Below are 17,976 nucleotides of genomic sequence, written 5' to 3'. Positions count from 1 at the left end.
CCAACCCGGGGCGCCTTTGTCCACCCGGCACCAAGGACAGCGCAGTGACGGAACCGAGCGTGCCGGACGCGCCCGACGAGCCCGCCGGGGCCGGGGAGCGACCGGTGTCGACGGACGAGCCGGAGGACACCGACGAGCCACTGCTCGACGGGCCGTACCGCGTCCTCGAGAGCACGCGCGACCGCGCGGAGTGGCTGTTCATCGACCCTGCGGGTGACCCGACGTACGTGCCCCACGAGGGCCACGGCGCCCTCGACGAGCGGGTCCGCGGGCTCCGGCCGGGCTACCGCGTCGACGCCGCGTTCGACTGGACCGGCGACGAGCCCCGCCTGGAATCGCTCGACGTGCTGGAGGGCTCGCTGTTCGCGTTCGTCCCGCACGCGGACCCCGTGTTCGAGGCCGCGCAGTCCTGCTGGGAGACCGCCCGCCGCGAGGGACAGGCGATGAACTCGCGGGTGACCTACACCACCGACGGCGACCCCGCCGGGGTCGTCTACACGTTCGCCGACCAGCCCGGGCAGCGCGACCTGTTCTCCGAGTTCCGCGACGGCGTGAAGCCGCTGGACCCGCTGGTCGACCGGCTCGCACAGGGCGAGGACCCGCCGTTCGAGGCGTTCGTCCTCGACCCCGACGGCCCCTACGTCGTCGTCTACCTCGTCGTCGAGAAGGACGGGATGGTGGCCGACACGGTCCGGGACACGTACGACCTGCCGCGCCCGGACGAGCCGCTGCTCGGGGCCCCCGGCGAGGGGGGCGACGAGGGAGTCGAGAGCGGGCCCACAACCCCGACGCCGGAGGCGCCCGACGCGCCACGGGCCGACAGTGAGGGAGACGACGACACGATGGACGACGACGGGTTCGACCTCGGCGACGCGGTCGACGACCTGCCGGACGGGGACGGCTGAGCGCCGGACGCGGTCGAGCGGGAAGGCCGGCCGGCATCTGATTTAAACCGGTCCGTATACCCGGCAGAACCAGCATGGCCGTGCCCTCACTCGGTCCGTGTATGGGGCGAGCACTCGACGCGTTCATCGTCGTCGTCACGATGGCGGTGGCGCTGTTCGGACTGGGGGCGGGGTCGTACATCTACACGACGCTGCCGGCGAACACGCTGGGGCCGTTGCTGGTCGGTCTCAGCCTGACCGGCGGCGTGTTCGGCATCGCGAAGTGGTTCCGGATGCGGCGCCGCACCGACGGCCGTTCCACCCGGAACGACGTCCGCGGCCCGCAGTTCTGAATCCGACCACGCCCCGCGCCCAGCAGGACCCGACGACGACCGATGCCGACCGTTCTGCCGACGCTCAGACGAGGACCAGCGGGACCATGACCACGACGCCGACGAGGATTCCCCCCACCAGCTCCCGGTAGCCGTCGCCCGGGAGGTCGGCACCCTCCTCCAGCGCCTCCGGGACGAACTCCGTCAGCACGAGGTAGATCATCGCGCCGGCGGCGAACCCGAAGCCGACCGGGAGGAACGCCCGGGCCAGGCGGACGAAGTAGAACGCCAGCACCGCGCCGATGGGCTGTGGGAGCGAGGAGAACACCGACCACCAGACCATCCGCCAGTTCGAGACGCCCATCGCCCGGAGCGGGATGGAGATGGCGACCCCCTCGGGGATGTTGTGGATCGAGATGGCGACGGTCATGAACACCGCGAGCAGCGGGACGGTGAACCCGAACAGGGCGACCCCCTCGATGTTGAGGTCCGCGAACGCGACGCCGATGGCGACGCCCTCCGGGAAGGAGTGGACCGTCAGGATGCCGAGAATGAGCACCAGCTTCCTGAAGTCGGCCTCCTCGTACTGCCGGGGGTTCACCTCGGAGCCCTCGACGATCTCGTGGGCGACGACCACGAGCAGGACGCCCGCGAGGAGTCCGAGTCCCACAGCCACCTCGCCGCTGTACTGGCCGAGCGGGAGCAACTGCGGCCCGCGCTCGGCCTCGGCCAGCCCCTCCCGGACGAGCCCGAACAGCGACGCCGCGAGCATGATACCGGACGCCAGTCCCCAGAGCGCCACGTTGAGCCGGTCGCTCACCTCCTCGAGGACGAAGAAGGGGAACGCCCCCAGCCCCGTCGCGAGTGCCGTGATGAGCCCGGCGACGAACACGAGCACCAGCGCCGCGAGGGTCACGTCGGCCATATCCGGGCTACTGTGCCGCTCGGCATAACTGTCACGGAACTGATGTTTTCGGCGGGCCTAAACAGGGGCGAGAGTCCGCGGGGAACGCTCACGAACGGCCGGGGCGGCGCGATCAGACGGTGAAGACACCGAACAACCCGAGGACGGCAACCGCCAGGCCGACGATGCCGAGGAGTCCGACGTAGCGGAGCCGGGGCCACCGGTAGCCGAAGAAGGAGAAGAACCCGGCGAACGCGAACCAGAACAGGAACAGCGGGTCGCCCCGCTGGAACCCCTGGAACCCCAGGAACGCGAGGAATCCCAGGAAGCCGAGCGGCCAGATTCGGGCGCTGGTCGGGACGGTCGTGGTGGAGGTTTCGGTCATCACGGGTGGAGGGATACGCCGTGACGAGTTGAACGCGAGCGGTGATTCCCTACGGACGAGAATCGCATCACAGCCCGAACGCCGCCACCGTCTCGTACACCGGGCCGTCGTCGGTCAGCGTGCTCTCGGTGAGCCGGACCTCCTCGACGTCGAGCCGGGCCACGTCGGGGTCGCGCTCGCGCACGACCTGCTGGACGTGCTCCTTCCGGCGGGCGTCGCGCATCCGCGCGATGGTCGCATGAGGGGTGAAGTCGTGGCCCTCCGGGTCGAACCCGAGGTCGGTCGTCCGGGCCTCGATGGCCTCGTGGAGCGCGGTCAGCGCCGCACCCCCCTCGCGGACGCCGAGCCAGACGACGCTGATGTAGTCGAGCGACGGGAAGACGCCGTAGCCGCCGAACGTCGCCTCGAAGGGCCCCACGTCGGCGTCCGCGACGGCCCCCGCGAGCGCCTCGTGTAGCTCGTCGAGCCGGTTCGGGTCGGTGTCGCCCAGGAACTTCAGCGTCACGTGGACCTGCTCGGGGTCGGTGGGGTCGACGCCCGGCTGGTCGCGGAACGGTGCCTGGGCCTCGCGGACGGCGTCGGCGAGGCCGTCGAGGTCGACGCTCACGAAGAGGCGCTTCGCGCTCACGGGGTCAGTCCTCGTCCTCGCCGGCCTCGCTATCCTCGGGCACGCCCTCCTCCTCCATCGCCTCCTTCCGTCCCTCGGCGGGAACCGCACAGACCGGGACCTCCGCGCGGCGGATGACCCGTTCGGCCGTGCTGCCGAGCAGGACCCGACCGAGGCCGGTCCGGCCGTGCGTCCCCATCACGACGATGTCGATCTCCTGCTCGCGAACGTAGCCGAGGATGCCGCTTCCGGGGAAGTCCTGCCGGACGTCGGTGGTGGCCTCGACACCGCGCTCGCCGGCCCGCTCGGCCACGTCGGCGACGGCCGCCTCGCCCCGGTCGGTCAGCGACTCGATGACGGTCTCCGACGGGACGATGTCGGAACTGGACGCGACGGCCCCCACGTCGACGACGTTGAGGGCGTGGAGTTCGCCGTCGAACGCCTCGGCGATGGCGAGCGCGTGCTCGACGGCCCGCTCGGCGGTGTCGCTCCCGTCGGTCGGCACGAGCACCCGCTCGTAGCGCGGGAGGTCACCGGTCGCGCCGGTCGACTCGTCGCCCTCGCCGACGTCGTCCGGTCGACGGACGGTGAAGACCGGGACCGGGGCCACCCGGATGACGTGCTCGGTGACGCTCCCGGCGATGAACCGGCGGATCCCCCGCCGCCCGTGGGTTCCCATGACGACGGCGTCGAGACCCGCCTCCTCGATGTAGTCGACGATGGCCTCGCCGGGGTCGCCGTCGACGACCACGGTCTCCAGCCGGTCGTCGTCGGCCGCCAGCGAGGCGGTCCGGTCGACGGCCTGCTGGGCGTCGCGCTCGACACGCTCGACGAACGCCTCGTCCACGCCGCCGGCGTTGAACAGCCCGGCCGCCCGGTCGACGTCGGCCACGCCGAGGACGTGCACGGTCGCGTCGAACGCGCGCGCCAGCGCCAGTGCGTGCTCGGCCGCGGCCGTCGCGTGGGCGCTCCCGTCCGTCGGGAGGAGGATCTCGTCGTACATACGCGGCGCTTCAGCGGGCCGGCACTTCAATCTGGACGCGAACGGCTCGGCCACCCCCCAGTCCGGCGACCGCTTCCCGGGGACGACGACTCCCGGGCCGACGAGGACACGGGCCCCGCACGGCCAGCCGCTACCCGTTGTGCATTTGTACCTCCGCATGAGAGGGTGGGGCATGGATACGTTCGAGGCGCCCGCCGACACGGGCGTCCCCCGTGGCCGGTTCGGGTTCGAGCACCGGCCGGTCACGGACCAGTCGTTCGAGAACGCGCTCGCGAAGGCCCGCTCGGGCGAGCGCCTCGACGTCGACGACGCCATCGAACTCCTCACCACGGGGACCGACGCGGACGGCATCGACGACGCGCGCAAGGAACTCGTCCTCGAGGCCGCCGACCGCCGGCGTGCCGAGGTCGTCGGTGAGGCGGTCACCTTCGTCGCGAACCTCAACAACAACGTCACGACGGCGTGCAACACGGGCTGTCTGTTCTGCAACTTCAAGGACACCGCGGCGAACTTCGAGCGCGACTCGGAGGTCGAACACGCCGGGTTCACCAAGACCCCCGCCGAATCCCGCGCCATCGTCCGGGACGCCCTCGACCGGGGTATCTACGAGGTCACCTCCGTCTCCGGGCTCCACCCGGCGTTCGCGCTGGACGAAGACCACCACGAGGCGCTCGCCTCGTACGACGATCCTGCGAGCGAGGTGAACTACAAGCCGCCCGAACGGTACGAGACCGACCCCGGCACGTACGTCGAGCAGATGCGCGCGATGTCCGTCGACGGCGCACACCTCCACTCGATGACGCCGGAGGAGGCCTACCACGCCAAACGCGGGACCGACCGCTCCTACCGGGAGACGTACCGGCGGCTGCAGGAGGCGGGCCTCGATTCGGTCCCCGGAACGGCGGCCGAGATACTGGTCGACGAGGTGCGTGATGTCATCTGCCCCGGCAAGATCGGCACCGACGACTGGCTCGACGCGATGGAGGCAGCCGCGGAGGCGGGCCTCCCGACGACCGCGACCATCATGTACGGCCACGTCGAGAACGAGGCCCACCGTGCCCTCCACCTCGACCGCGTGCGCGACCTGCAGGACCGCACGGGCGCCATCACGGAGTTCGTCCCGCTGTCGTTCGTCCACGAGACGACGCCGCTGTACGAGCGCGGCGTCGTCGACGGCGGCGCGACCGTCCACGAGGACGAACTGATGATCGCGGTGTCGCGCCTGTATCTCGACAACGTCGAGCACATCCAGTCCTCGTGGGTGAAGTACGGCGACGAGCAGGGACTGAAGATGCTCTCGTGTGGCGCGGACGACTTCATGGGGACCATCCTCTCCGAGGAGATCACGAAGCGCGCGGGCGGTGGCCACGGCGAGTTCCGCTCGTTCGACGAGTACGCGCGGATGATCCGCGCGGTCGGCCGGGTGCCCGTCGAGCGCTCGACGGACTACGAACAGCGCCGTGTCCTCGACGACGAGGGGCCCCACGGCCCCGAACTGGGCCCGCGGGCAGACGGCACGCCGCTCCTCCACCCGGCCGAGCGCGACCCCGCGGGCGAACCCGCCAGCGCCGACGACTGAGACGCTCTCGTGTCCTCACCCCGGCTCCTCAGGGGAACGCGACGACCGGGCAGTTGACCGTCGCCGCGCCGGAGGCGAGCACCTCGGCGGCCTGCGCGGAGTCCAGGTCCGACACCGCCTCGAAGTCGGCGTTGTCGTAGATGTTGACGAGCCAGAGCGGCGAGTAGCCCTCCTGCCCCGGAACCGTGGCGAGGACGTTGTGGGTCCGGTCGCTCCCCGCCTCGGTCCGGAATCCGGAGGGTGGGCCGCCGCCGTCCTCGCCCGGGTTCACGTTGAACGTGACCCAGATGGGCGAGAGCGGAACCGACTCGCCACTGCTCGTCAGCGGCGCCTCGGTGAACTGGAAGTAGGAGACGACCGTACCCCGGTACCAGCCCTCGACGAGGCCGGGGTCGCTGTCGCCACCGCGCATCGTCGCCGTCGAGCCGTCCGGGACGACCGGGCAGTTGACGAGCATGTCCGTCGCCGTCACCTCGTAGCCCGCGTCCGCGATGGCCTGTCGGCTCGTGACGGTGTTCGCCTCGTACGATTCGGGCACGGTCACGGCGTGGACGTGCCAGAAGTCGTTGTACCCCTCGTCGCCGGGGACGGCGTCGATGACGTTGAGCTGGCCCTCGACGGGCGTGTCCGCGCCCTCGCGGAACAGCACGAAGATGGGTGCCGGGGTGGTCGGCTGGACGTCGAAGTTGTAGTAGGTGACGTGACCGCCGTCGGGGCCGAGGCCCTTCGTCACGAACGGCGCCTGGTCGAAGTCGACGGGTTCGTCCGGGCCGGGGAGGCCGTTCTCCTCCGTGCGGACCATCAGCGTGCCCGCCGCCTCGCTGAAGCGGTCGACCGAGACGCGCTCGGCGCTGGCCGGGTCCGTCGGCTCCATCCCCATCCCGTCGTCCGTCGGCGTGGCCCCTCCGTCGCCGCCGTCACTGCCGCCGTTCCCGTCCCCGCCGCCACCGGACCCGGTACAGCCCGCGAGGAGGGTCGTGGCCGTCACTCCGGTCGCCGCCACGAACTGTCGCCGCGTGAACTCTGGTCGCATCACGGCAGAACGGATGCTGGAGGGCTATATCCCGATTTTTCGAGATTCGGGCGGTCTCCGGGTCGAGAGCGTCCCGGCTCCGTCTCAGGTTCGTCCAAACTCTCCCGCTCCGTGGCCCCGGGTCTCCCGACCCACGGGTACGGGACGCGGCCGGAGTCGTCGACCATCGGCCCGTCGGCACGGCGGCGTTCGTCGCGGGCCGCACGCGGTCGCCAGGCCGCGTTCTCAGTCGCCCGCCGCTCCCGACGCTGTTCCGTCCAGCACCGCCCGGTAGCGCGCGCCGGCGTCGTCCTCGGCCCGCAGCGCCCGGCGGACGGGCGGGGCGACCCACGCCCGCCCACCCTCGGCGAGGAACCGCTCGTAGACCGGGAGCCGTTCGCGCAGCGGGACTCCGGCCTCGTCGGCCAGGTCCTCGAGTTGCCGGAGTTCGGGCCACTCGTAGTCCGGGTTGACGTGGTCGACCGTGACGGGGGAGACGCCGCCGAGGTCGTCGATGCCGCAGTCGAGCAACTCGCGGACGGGCGCGAGGTTCGGCGGTGCCTGTACGCTCACCTCCGGCGGGAGGCAGGCACGCGCCATCGCGACCGCCTCGCGCAGCTCGTCGAGCGACGGCTCCCCGCCGCGCCAGCGCTCGTTCTCGCTGACCGGCTGGACGATGACCTCCTGGACGTGGTCGTACCGCTCGTGCAGCGCGCGGATGGCGAGCAGCGAGACCGCGCGGTCCCGGCGCGTCTCGCCGATGCCGACGAGGATGCCCGTGGTGAACGGCACGCCCAGTTCACCCGCGGTCCGGATGGTCCGCAGCCGCTGGCCGGGGCTCTTCGCCCGTGGACCGCCGTGGGCGCGCACGTCGGCGGTCGTCTCCAGCATCGTGCCCATCGAGGCGTTCACATCGGCGACGGCGGCCATCTGCTCGCGGGTCTGGTCGCCCGGGTTCGAGTGGGGCAACAGGCCCGCATCGAGGGCGATCTCGCACGCCTCGCGCAGGTAGGAGTGGATGGAGTCGTGGCCGTACTCGCGCAACTGGGCGTGGATGGCGTCGTAGCGGTCGTCCGGGTCGTCGCCGAAGGTGAACAGCGCCTCCGTGCAGCCGGCACGGGCCCCGCGCTCGACCGTCTCGCGGATCTCGGTCGGCGACATGAGCGAGGCCTCGCCCGGCGGGTCGTAGTACGTGCAGTACGTGCAGGTGTACCGGCAGGCCGTTGTCAGCGGCAGGAAGACGTTCCGGGCGAAGGAGAGTTCGGGCGCGGCGGCCACGTCGGCCGGCGTCGTCCCCAGCAAGTCGTCGACGGCGCCCTCGCTGATGGCCAGGTCGACGCCGTACTCCTCGGTCCCGGGTATCGATACCACGGCGCGCTCTGGGGGAGCGACCGACAAAACGGTTCGGTTCGCCCGGGCCGCACCGGTCGGGTCGTGGTCGATGGGTCGGTCGTGCGTGGTCGGTCCGATGCGGTGGTGGAGTCCCCGGCGGGAACACCGACGGAAGCGGTCCGAACCGGTTCGAGCCGCGTCTCCTCGTTCTGCATCTCCCTCCACCCGCATCCCGGTAGCAACCGGACGGGAACAGCGTCGCTATCCGGTATCGACCGGCCGTCGCAGAACGGGATGCCCGGGTGGCCCGGGGAGCAGGGTGCCCTCCTGTGAAACCGTCCCCGCGCCACTACCCGATGCACCGCGCGAACCACGCTCGCGCAAGGTCCTGTTGGATGGGAAGCGTCAAAATCGTTGTGTCCCGGTGCCGGGTGGTACTACGCCCGGTGCCACGACCGACTCAGGCACGCTCGTCGCTCCGTCGGGCGACGCGTACGCGTCCCTCCCCCGCCGCGAGTTCGAAGCCGGCGGCCCGGAGCCACGCCCGGGTCCCGGTCCCCTCGCCGTGGAGCAGTATCTCGACGAGGTCGGCCCGCTCGTCGACATCGACCGCCAGCCGGAACGAGTCGACGGTGGCGACCGAGAGCCCCCGGTCGCGGGCGCCCTCGCGGTGGTCGTGACAGGAGGCGCCGTGGTAGTCCACGCGGAAGGCGGGGTCCCGAACGCAGAGGGCGTTCGTCCCTCCGCCGAGCCCCGGCGCCATCGTCACGTCCGGGCGAGGGCCGTCGCCGTCGGCGGCCACCAGCCGCCCGAGCGCCCCGGGCGTCACCAGCGGCAGGTCCGCCATCACGACCGCGACGGGGCGCTCGTGGGCGGGGACGGGCGGTTCGGCCGCGCCGACGAGGTCGCCGGCGAGGCGGGCATTCACCGCCGTCGTCAGCGGCCGGTCGTCGACGATCACGGGCACGTCGCGGTCCGGGGCGTCGTCCAGCGGCGCGGTCGAGAGGACGGTCCGTTCGAGGCCGGCCCGGTCGAGGGCGGCGAGCACGTCCTCGAGCATGGTGGTCGCGAACGCGCGGCGCTCGGACTCGTCGAGGGTGTCGGCGAGCCGGCTCTTCGGCCGGTGCGCGTCGAACGGGACGAGGACGTGGGGATCGGCGTCGGGCACGTGGGCGACGTGAGGGGGCGGGCCCTCTTAGTCCTAGAACAGTGGCTCCAGCTCCTCGTCGTCGTCGTGGACGAGGCGGTCGAGGTTCTCGGCGGAGGCATCACGGAGGTCGTCGATGTTGTCCTGGGCCTCGACGGCGACCTGCTGGAGCTCCTTGATGCGCGGGACGTTCGTCACGCCCGACAGGAGGACGACCGAGCGGACCTTGTCGTCCTTCGAGCGGGGGTAGTCCCCGCCCCGGACCTCCATCGAGCCGGTCTCGTCTTCGAGCCACTTCCGCCCGCGCTCTATCCCCTTCCGATTGAGGTACTTCGGCGGGCCCGCCAGGACCAGCAGTGCCCGTTCGGTCCCACCCACCTCGCAGGGCAGCGTGAGCCGCCCGAGCGTCGCCTTCCGGACGAGCGAGGTGATGCGGTTCGTGGTCGAGGTGGAGTCGATCTCCTCCTCGTCGTTGCCGGTGAACTTCGAGAGCAGGCCGCCCTTGCGGTCGCGGTCCAGCGTCTCGCTGGCGTAGCCCACCGTGGAGACGCCGCCACAGGCGAGCGTGTTGATGATCTCGGAGGAGTCGACGACGGACTCGCCCACCTCGCCGCCCTCCTTGATCTCGCCGGCGCCGAACAGGATGCCGAACCGCTCGACGATCTCGCGGTTGATGTCCGAGTAGCCGGACTCCATGGACTCGCCCGACTGGCGCCAGTTGTCGTTGTCGAAGACGAGCAGGTTGTCCGTCTCGCGGACGAACGTCTGGAACGAGCGCGCCGCGTTCAGCGTGTAGATGCCACCCTCGTCCGAGCCGGGGAGGATACCCAGCGCGTACACCGGCTCGGTGTAGATGCGCTTGAGGTGCTTCGCCAGCACCGGGCCGCCGCCGGAGCCGGTGCCGCCCCCGAGCCCCGCGATGATGAGGAACGCGTCGACCTCGTGGACGGGGATGTTGTCGATGGCGGACTGGATCTCGTCGATGTCCTCCTCGGCGACCTCGGCGCCGAGCTCGTTGTCGGCCCCGACGCCGTGGCCCTTCACCCGCGCCTGCCCGATGAGGACGCGGTTCTCCTCGGGCACGTTGTCCAGGCCCATGAGGTCCGCCTTCGCGGTGTTGACGGCCACGGCGGCGCGGACGATTTCGCTTCCCTCTTCGCGGTCGTACTCGAGGAACCGGTCGAGTACCTTCCCGCCCGCCTGACCGAAGCCGATCATCGCGAGTTTCATCTGACGGTCACTATCACACAGCCGGGCGCCGCCGTAGGATAAGTTTTCGGCCGAAACGGGTCCGTTACGGGGGTCGGGGACCGCTCACACGGTCTCGCCGGAGGGTTCGGCCTCCAGCAGGTCGCTCTGGCTCCGGTTCCGGACGCCGGTCCGCTGGCGCGCGTCGACCGCCCGGACCTGGAGGCCGAACGTTCCGCCGTCGACGTCCAGGCCGCCGGGGATGCGGATCCGCTCGGGGCTCGCGCTGTAGACCTCGCCGGACTCGGTCTCGATGGTCTTGCGCACGATCTCCGCCCCGTCGCCGTCGGTGACGACGATCTCGACCGTCTCGAGGAGCCCGTCGGCCTCGACCCGCAGCTCGTCGATCCGGATCCAGCCGCCCTCGGGGTCCCACGTGGCGCCCGACAGCGCCGTGATCCGTGGGCCGCTCCGCGCCAGGGCCCGTGCGTAGCCGGCCAGGCCGCCGAACAGCCCCGGAAGCGACAGCCCGGACCGCACGAACACGAACGCCGCCGCGACCACGCCGACCGCCACGAGCCCGCCGAACGCCGGCACCGGAACGTCAAGCGGGGTGACGTACGGCAGGAACGACGGGCTCGGGCTCCCGCCCGGCCCGCTCCCGGTGACCATCGTCCGCTCGGCGCGCGCGCTGGCCCCGTACTCGTCGGTCACCTGCACCTCGACCACCTCGCCCGACGCGAACGACCGTGTGACCGACAGCCCGGTCGCCGTCGACCCGTCCCCGAACGTCCAGGTCACGGTCGTGTTGCCGAACTCGTTCGTGACGTTGGCCCGGAGTGTCGTCGGCTCACCGGCCGTCGAGTTCCCCGGGGCCTCGATCCGGACCGACGGCCGGTCGTTCACCAGCACCGACCGGCTGGTCCGGTCCCGGTTCCCCGCCGCGTCGGTGACCTCCAGCGACAGCTCGTACCGACCGGGCGTCTCGAACGTCGGCCGGACCCGGTCGCCCGCGACGGTCGTCCCGTCCGGGAGCGTCCACTCGTAGGTCACGCCCGACGACGCGAACGCGGCCACGGTACCGAACTCGTCGGTCCGGGCCGCCAGCACCACGGTCTCGTCGGTCCGGTCGGCCACCCGCGTCTCCAGGAAGGTCCAGCCGTCGTCGCCGAGCTGCGCGAGCCGGGCGTCGGCGGGGTCGCCCCCCTCGAACGCCGCCCGGTCGACGCCCATCCGGACCGTCGCCGACTCGCCCTCTCGTTCGGGGGGGACCGCCACGTCGACGATTCGGAGCGCCCGGTCGGTGCCGAGTCCAGCAGTGCTCCCGACGACCGAGCCCGCGGCCGAGAGGTTCACCCGCTCGCCCGGCCGAACCGTCGCGGCGGGCCCGTCGCCGCCCCCGCCGGAGATGACCGCCCGCGTCTCCCCGCCGCTCACCTCGGGGAGCCCGGACCGCTCGGTCACCCTCCCGCCGGTCGTCCCGTCACCGAAGACGACCTCGACGCCGCCCGGCTCGCTCACCGTCACGGTTCCGGCCGGGACGCCGCCGACGGCGACCTCGTACTCGCCGGGTGCGTCGAACGACCGCTCGAAGGCTACCTCGCGGGACGCCCCCGCCGGCACCCGGACCCGACGCTCGGCCACCTGCTCGCCGTCGACGGTCAGCGCGACCGTCGTCGTGCCCGCCTCGCCGCCCCTGTTCTCGACGGTCGCGGTCGCCCGGACCGGCGCCCCGACGACGCTGCGCGCGCTGTCGAGGTCCGCGTCGACGACGGTCAGGGCCGGCCCGGCCGGTGTCGCGGTCGTGTCGTCGTCCGAGTCGTCGGCTCCGTCGCCGCTGCCGCCACCACCGCTCCCGCCCCCGTCCTCGGTCGCCGTCTCGGTCTCGACGGGTTCGGCGTGGACCGTCACGGTCCCCGAGTCGGGATTCGCGCCGTAGGTGTCGATCTCGAAGCCGACGGGCAGCGACTCGCCGTCCGAGAGGGTGACGGCCGTGGACTCCCCACCGAGCGTCGCGCTCGGGTCGTCGCCACGGTACGCCGTGACCCCCGGCTCGGCCTCGACGGTCACCCACACCCGGACCGGTTCGCCGGCGCCGGCGGTGATCCGGAAGACGTCGTGGGTGGTGGTCGTGGCCCGGTCGTTCAGGTCCTCGAACGCGACCCGGAGCTCACCGTCCTCGACCGTGGCGTACGGGCTGGTGGATTCGAGGGTGACCGGGCCGACCTCCTCCTGCTCGCCCACCGCGACCGCCGCCGTCGGCACTGCGAGCGCAGCGACGAGGACGACGACGGCGAGGGCGCGGGTGCGCATCGTGCGTGGTCACTAATCGGGGTAGGGCGCTAGCCTCTTTGTATTGAGTAGCGTGAAGGGCTGAAAGGTGGGCTTGAGGGGACGAAATCGTGTGGATCCCTACGAGGGGATAGTTCCAGTCTTTACTGTTGAGGCGACCAATGACCCTCTCGAGTCGAGCTTTTGAGGATGTCCAGCAATAAGGCTCAGCGTTCTCGTTACGCAGCGTCTTCGGGTGAGGAGTCTTCCGCGACGATTGTGAGGTCCGCACTCGTGGTCCCGTCTCCGCTACCAGCGCCCGTGTCCACCGAGACATCCAACTCGGCCGTCGAACCATCGGCTATCGTTCCAGTCTGATCCCCGGACGTACTGGGGTCTGAATCGACAGTGAACGTGACTTCCGCACTGTCGAGTGTCACTGTGACGCTGTTACTCGTCGTAGAACCACCGTCGGTGCTGAGCGAGATGTCGACCGCCTCGCCTTCTTGATTATTATTGGTTATTGTCACTACCCCGTCGAGCTCCGTTACTGCGTTCGGATTAAACGCCTGGTCACCAGGTGCCCCCAGATCGATTGTCAGTTCTGAACTGGATGAATCAGCGTCGTTATTGACGTACTCGTTATCCCCCTCAATTCCGATAAACCCGTTAGCGTCGCCCGTCGTCGTGACATCCACTGTCCGCGCCGCTTCCACCTGACTGAACGCGCCGGAGCCGAACGCGGCCCCACCACCCACTGCCACCGCACCGAGTCCGATCAGGACGTTCCGCCGATTCATTGCCATCGTGACCCCACCTCTATGCCACATCCACTTTGTATTGTTGGGCTTGAAACCCCGTTCACAACCGGGAAAGCCCGGCTTGAACCAGCAAAGCGTGCCGCAATACTCTTCAACTGCCAACCGGTACGGCTGAACAGTACGTCATCGATGGCACAGGCCAGCCAGGACGCGACAGCCGACCAGGTGGTGGGTCAGGTGGACGAGGGGGAGATCTTCGACCTCCTGAGCAGCCACCGCCGTCGCTACGTCATCCACTACTGCAAGCACGAGGAGACGCCGGCGACGCTCTCGGACCTGGCCGAGCAGGTCGCGGCCTGGGAACTGGAGAAGGAGATCCCCGAACTCACGTCCGCCGAGCGCAAGCGCGTCTACACCTCGCTCCAGCAGACCCATCTGCCGACGCTGCACGACGCCGGGATGGTGATCTACGAGGACGGCGAGGTGGAGCTGACCGAGCGCGCCGACCAGCTCGACGTCTACCTGGACGTGGTCCCCGGCGACTCCGTCCCCTGGGGCGTCTACTACCTCGGGCTGACGACCTTCGGCTTCGCCGTCCTCGCGGGGCTCTGGACGGACGTCGTCCCGACCGACCCCGTGCCGACGCTGGGGTGGGCCGCGCTGGTGCTGGCCCTGTTCGCGGTCTCAGCGGTCGTCCACACGTACCAGAACCGCAAGTACCGGCTCGGCGGGATGGAGGAGCCACCCTGACCATGCCCGGGAAGAAGCAGGTCACGCGCCGAGCGGCGCTGGGGCTCATGGCCGGCGGCGGCCTGCTGGCGACCTCGGAGACGCTGGGCTTCTCGAACGTGACGGCAGGGCGGGGGGTGAGCATCGAGACGGCGAGCGACGCGAACGCGCTGGTCGGAATCGAACTCCGCGGCCCCGTGCAGAAGAACAAGCAGGACCCGATGGTCGACATCACGAACACTCTCGATGACGACGCGACCGTCACCGTCTCGCTGAACACCTGCTCGGACGGGACGCTGTACGACCCGCAGAACGACTCGGGCTGCAGCGTCACGTTCCCTGTCCTGCAGGGCAATACCGCGACCGTCGACATCGAGGCCGCCGTCGGCAACACGACGGTTCCGTTCACTATCCAGGTCAGCGCGCCGCGGAGCACCACGCCGACCGAGTTCTCGTTCACGGCGACTCGCGAGGTGACCGCGGAGGCGGGCAACGTCAAGTCCGCCGTGGAGGTCAAACAGGTAAAGAAGTTCAGCGCCAACGCGAACGGCAACAGCAACGACTGGGGCATCGGGAAGGTTCAGGTCCAAGACAAGGACGGCGACAAGGACCTGGACCGCGTGGAGTACGAGATCACCGACAGCAGCGGGACGACGCGGGCCACCAGGACGGACAGCGCCTCCGGGAAGAAGTACGACGTCAAGAAGATCACCATCCAGCCGGACGACCCCGACTACCAGCTCCAGTCCGGCGAGACGTACACGCTGGATGTCGTCGGCTACGACGCCGACGGGAATACCGACAGCGAGACGAAGACCGCGACTGCGTAAGGCGGCGGACGGTGGGAGCGCCGCAACGGGGGCTACCGCCGGAACTGCCGCCACCTTCGCCGAGCCCGCACCGACAGCGGCACGTTCGGCGTCGCGCGCATCCGGAAGTAGCCCGTTCCGAATATCGCCACGCCGCCCGTGACGACGAAGCCGGCCACGACGGTATCGACCGCGAGCAGCGCGAGCAGCGGGTCAACCCGGTGGAGCGCGGCCAGCAGCCCGGGTGGCAGGACGAGCAGGTAGCGCGACTCCCGGACCGGGCGGGTGTAGGTCCCCTCCCGGCGGGGGGCGTCCATCCGGACGGTGACCGAGGTGCGCTGGTCGAAGCCCAGTGTCGCCCGGTTCGGGTCCGTGGTCGTCCCGGACGCCAGGGGGTCGGTCATCACCAGCACCGGCATGGCGCCGCCGTTGTGGACCTCGTAGCTGAGCGACGCCGTCCCGCCGGGACGGGCGACCTGCGGGTCCTCGCCGGGGTCCTCGGCGACGGCGAACTCGACGTCGTGCGTGCCCGACGGGAGCACCATCCCCGCCGTCGCCGCGCCCGTGAGCACGACGGCGACGAACAGGACGACGGTCCACGCGCGCAGGACGTTCGCGCGGTCGCGCGACCGGTCGGTCTGCCGGCCCTCCCCGAGCGCGCCCGCGAGGACGAACAGCGCGATGCCGGCGAACACGAGGACGGTCCCGGAGCTACCGGCGCCGAATATCGAGAACGGCACCGCCACCAGCGCCTGGAGGCCGCCGACGGCGTCACCGAGGAACGGGATGGCGACGACGCTCCCCCCGAACTGGAACGCGTGTGCGACGATACGGTCCTCGGTCACGGGCGGTTCCCCGCCGTCCTGGTCGGTGAACGGGTTGGCGTCGCCCTTCGTGACGTACCCTTCGGGCGTCTCGTCGACGACCCGGTGGGTCGTGAGGCCCCCGCCCTGGACCTCCTCGGCGCGGAACACGACCACGTCGCCCGGCGCGGGGTCGCCCGCGACGACCGAGGGGACCGCGACGAACCCGTCGCCCGGTGAGAGCGCGGGCTCCATGCTGCCCGTCGTGACGTACCCCAGGAGGACGGGCTGGCCCAGCAGCTGTCCGAACAGGAGCACGACGACCAGCACGACCACGAGGACCGTGCCGACGTCGGCGGCGCGCTCCCGGAGGGTCATCGGCGTGCCGGTGGCGTGGTCGCTGGCGAGCGCTGCATCCGCGCGTGATTCCGTGGGCGCGGGGTATACGTCTTGAGGTGGGTGCCCGGGGAGGACGCGACGTTCACACGCCGAGCCAGTCGGCGAAGTCGTTCTCGCCGGGCGTGTAGTAGTAGACGATGTCGGCGTCGACGACGCCGTACGCGTCGTACCCCTCGTCGTAGATGACCCGCTTCCCGGAGTCGATGGCGATGTCGACCAGGTCCTCGAGGGTGTCGATGCGGATGTACTGCTTCTCGGCCTTCGTCGGGATCTCCCCCCGGGAGATCCACTCGTCGTAGCGGGTGCGCGCCAGTTCGGTCTCCATCGCGTCGAGGTCGGGGTCACGGACGTAGACCAGTCCGGTGGCGCCGGCGAGCAGGACGGCGAGCAGGCCGGCGCCGGCCAGGCCGGCGGCCGTCCCGGTGTCGGGACTCCCCTCGACCTGTCGGCGGACGGTCCGTGACTCCGTCCGGTTGGCGGCGAGCGAGCCGTCCAGCCAGTAGGCCCGGCGGGTGACGACCACGGGTGCCGTCGTCTCCAGTTCGCCGCTGTACGTCTCCGTCTCGTAGGTCGTCGTGAGCCGGACCCGGGTCGTGAAGGTCCCGATGCCGCCGATGGCCTCGCGCTTCTCGGCCACGCGGTCGACGACCGCCGACATGTTGACCGCCGTCCGGGTGGTGAGCCGGCCGTCATCGACCCGTCGGTCGGTCGCCGAGAGCACCTGACGCGACGCCCAGAACGGCTCGCCGCCGCGCGTCGCCTCCTGCTCTAGCACCAGGCGCTGGGTGACCGCGGCCGACGCGTCCGGCGGGACCGACGTGTTCGTCACGAGCGTCAGCCGCGGGGTCGCGTTGATGAAGTAGACCGGGCGGTCGCGGAGCCGCTCGCCACGCTCGTACAGCGGGCTCTCCCCGGTGACGACGGCACTCGTGTCCGCGGTCGTCCCGAACTGCTGCTGGTCGACGCGTTCGGTGACCGTCTCCGTCGGGGGGTTCGTGTAGACCAGGAAGGCGCCGCCGAACGCGAGTGCCCCCACGAGGACCAGCACGGCCGCGATCACCAGGCCGTGGCGTGCGGCGAGCGACTTCGCCCTGATGTCGAGCGACATCACCCGGTCCTCCGCTGGTGGCGGCGACTCATCCGTTCACTCGACCAGTTCCACGCTGCCGTCCGCCGACACCTCGACGACGGCGTCGAACAGTTGTCGGAGCGTCTCGACCGTCTGCTCGTCGTGGGCCGCGGGGTTCATGTGGTAGTGTGCGACCGTGTCGGCCTGGGCGAGCCGGTCCTGGAGCACCTGCACGAAGCGGTAGACCCGGCCCCGGTCCGCGTACTGGAGCATCGCGGTCAGGGAGTCGATACAGACCCGGAACCGCCCTTCGCCGTCGGCCCCGGTGACCGTCCGGCTGGCGGCGATACCGAGCCGCGGGAGGTCGGAGGGGTCGTCGATCCGCCGGGTCACGATCTCCGTCGTCTCCCCCGCGGTGACGGTCGTCGCCGACGGCCCCTGGCGGGTGGTGATGACGTGGACCGTGCTCAGTCCGGCGGTGTCGCCCAGCCGCTCCAGGCAGCCGTCGACCCCGTCCGTGAGCGAGAGGACCAGGGCCTGCTCCGTTCCGTCGGTCGGTGCGAGGAGCGACCGGCAGACAGCGTCCACGCTCCCCGCCCCGGCGGCGGCCATGACGAGCACCGGTGACGCGTCACCCAGCCCGGAGAGCGTCGAGGCTACCGGGTCCGGCGGATGACGTTGAGTCGAATCGTCACGTGACATGTCGGTCTCCCCCCACCAGCCTGTGCTTGGATTATTGGGGCGGAACGAGCGGTAAATAGC

At 70.8% G+C, this 17,976-nt stretch carries 18 protein-coding genes; 5 read left to right on the top strand and 13 right to left on the bottom strand.

Annotation, left to right across the window (positions count from 1 at the left end; translation table 11 throughout):
• Nucleotides 1–44: 44 nt before the first annotated feature.
• Both P2T62_RS19865 and P2T62_RS19860 read left to right on the top strand, forming a co-directional pair.
• Nucleotides 45–905, top strand: coding sequence for a DUF6663 family protein (locus P2T62_RS19865; protein WP_276258752.1), 861 nt, complete (start codon nt 45–47; stop codon nt 903–905).
• A 101-nt stretch (nt 906–1,006) separates the two neighbouring features.
• Nucleotides 1,007–1,237, top strand: a complete 231-nt coding sequence (locus tag P2T62_RS19860; protein ID WP_276258751.1) for a hypothetical protein — start codon at nt 1,007–1,009, stop codon at nt 1,235–1,237.
• A gap of 64 nt (nt 1,238–1,301) precedes the next feature.
• Here the strand turns inward: P2T62_RS19860 and P2T62_RS19855 are convergent, their stop codons facing one another.
• The 4 genes from P2T62_RS19855 to P2T62_RS19840 all read right to left on the bottom strand — a co-directional run bounded on the left by P2T62_RS19855 (nt 1,302) and on the right by P2T62_RS19840 (nt 4,115).
• Entirely contained in the window at nt 1,302–2,141 is an 840-nt protein-coding gene (locus tag P2T62_RS19855; protein WP_276258750.1) for a ZIP family metal transporter, read from the bottom strand.
• Nucleotides 2,142–2,253: 112 nt separating this feature from the next.
• On the bottom strand, nt 2,254–2,505 hold the full coding sequence (locus tag P2T62_RS19850; RefSeq protein WP_276258749.1) for a hypothetical protein: 252 nt from the start codon (nt 2,503–2,505) through the stop codon (nt 2,254–2,256).
• Nucleotides 2,506–2,572: 67 nt separating this feature from the next.
• Nucleotides 2,573–3,133, bottom strand: a complete 561-nt coding sequence (gene thpR, locus P2T62_RS19845; RefSeq protein ID WP_276258748.1) for an RNA 2',3'-cyclic phosphodiesterase — start codon at nt 3,131–3,133, stop codon at nt 2,573–2,575.
• Between the two features lie 4 nt (nt 3,134–3,137).
• Nucleotides 3,138–4,115 carry a universal stress protein gene (locus P2T62_RS19840; RefSeq protein WP_276258747.1) on the bottom strand — a complete coding sequence of 326 codons (978 nt, stop codon included), beginning with the start codon at nt 4,113–4,115 and terminating at the stop codon, nt 3,138–3,140.
• Nucleotides 4,116–4,287: 172 nt separating this feature from the next.
• On the opposite strand from P2T62_RS19840, the gene cofH reads away from it, so the two are divergent.
• Entirely contained in the window at nt 4,288–5,694 is a 1,407-nt protein-coding gene (gene cofH, locus P2T62_RS19835) for a 7,8-didemethyl-8-hydroxy-5-deazariboflavin synthase subunit CofH (protein WP_276258746.1), read from the top strand.
• A gap of 28 nt (nt 5,695–5,722) precedes the next feature.
• Here the strand turns inward: cofH and P2T62_RS19830 are convergent, their stop codons facing one another.
• The 6 genes from P2T62_RS19830 to P2T62_RS19805 all read right to left on the bottom strand — a co-directional run bounded on the left by P2T62_RS19830 (nt 5,723) and on the right by P2T62_RS19805 (nt 13,450).
• Nucleotides 5,723–6,727, bottom strand: a complete 1,005-nt coding sequence (locus P2T62_RS19830; RefSeq protein ID WP_276258745.1) for a hypothetical protein — start codon at nt 6,725–6,727, stop codon at nt 5,723–5,725.
• Between the two features lie 225 nt (nt 6,728–6,952).
• Nucleotides 6,953–8,077 (bottom strand): 7,8-didemethyl-8-hydroxy-5-deazariboflavin synthase subunit CofG, encoded by a 1,125-nt coding sequence (gene cofG, locus P2T62_RS19825; protein WP_276258744.1) that lies wholly within the window; start codon nt 8,075–8,077, stop codon nt 6,953–6,955.
• A 421-nt stretch (nt 8,078–8,498) separates the two neighbouring features.
• Nucleotides 8,499–9,206 (bottom strand): 2-phospho-L-lactate guanylyltransferase, encoded by a 708-nt coding sequence (gene cofC, locus P2T62_RS19820; RefSeq protein ID WP_276258743.1) that lies wholly within the window; start codon nt 9,204–9,206, stop codon nt 8,499–8,501.
• Nucleotides 9,207–9,239: 33 nt separating this feature from the next.
• Nucleotides 9,240–10,415 carry a tubulin/FtsZ family protein gene (locus P2T62_RS19815; protein ID WP_276258742.1) on the bottom strand — a complete coding sequence of 392 codons (1,176 nt, stop codon included), beginning with the start codon at nt 10,413–10,415 and terminating at the stop codon, nt 9,240–9,242.
• 84 nt (nt 10,416–10,499) lie between these two features.
• On the bottom strand, nt 10,500–12,686 hold the full coding sequence (locus P2T62_RS19810) for a PKD domain-containing protein (protein WP_276258741.1): 2,187 nt from the start codon (nt 12,684–12,686) through the stop codon (nt 10,500–10,502).
• A gap of 197 nt (nt 12,687–12,883) precedes the next feature.
• Nucleotides 12,884–13,450: a hypothetical protein gene (locus P2T62_RS19805; RefSeq protein ID WP_276258740.1), complete on the bottom strand. Its 567-nt coding sequence runs from the start codon at nt 13,448–13,450 to the stop codon at nt 12,884–12,886.
• Nucleotides 13,451–13,594: 144 nt separating this feature from the next.
• Between P2T62_RS19805 and P2T62_RS19800 the strand changes: the two genes are divergently transcribed.
• The gene (locus tag P2T62_RS19800; RefSeq protein ID WP_276258739.1) at nt 13,595–14,155 is read left to right on the top strand and encodes a DUF7344 domain-containing protein; all 561 of its coding nucleotides are present in this window, start codon (nt 13,595–13,597) and stop codon (nt 14,153–14,155) included.
• Nucleotides 14,156–14,157: 2 nt separating this feature from the next.
• Nucleotides 14,158–14,964 carry a hypothetical protein gene (locus P2T62_RS19795; protein WP_276258738.1) on the top strand — a complete coding sequence of 269 codons (807 nt, stop codon included), beginning with the start codon at nt 14,158–14,160 and terminating at the stop codon, nt 14,962–14,964.
• A gap of 32 nt (nt 14,965–14,996) precedes the next feature.
• On the opposite strand, the gene P2T62_RS19790 is transcribed toward P2T62_RS19795, so the two are convergent.
• From P2T62_RS19790 to P2T62_RS19780, 3 genes are all read right to left on the bottom strand, one after another.
• A complete protein-coding gene (locus P2T62_RS19790; protein WP_276258737.1) occupies nt 14,997–16,124 on the bottom strand; it encodes a signal peptidase I in 1,128 nt (375 codons plus the stop codon).
• Between the two features lie 103 nt (nt 16,125–16,227).
• Entirely contained in the window at nt 16,228–17,253 is a 1,026-nt protein-coding gene (locus tag P2T62_RS19785; protein ID WP_276258736.1) for a DUF5305 family protein, read from the bottom strand.
• Nucleotides 17,254–17,289: 36 nt separating this feature from the next.
• Nucleotides 17,290–17,916, bottom strand: a complete 627-nt coding sequence (locus P2T62_RS19780) for a DUF7504 family protein (RefSeq protein ID WP_276258735.1) — start codon at nt 17,914–17,916, stop codon at nt 17,290–17,292.
• Nucleotides 17,917–17,976 lie beyond the last annotated feature (60 nt).

Source organism: Haloglomus litoreum, assembly GCF_029338515.1.
Taxonomy (GTDB): Archaea; Halobacteriota; Halobacteria; order Halobacteriales; family Haloarculaceae; genus Haloglomus; species Haloglomus litoreum.
The sequence above is the reverse complement of the archived record's forward strand: the minus strand, read 5'-3'. Positions and strand labels throughout refer to the sequence as shown.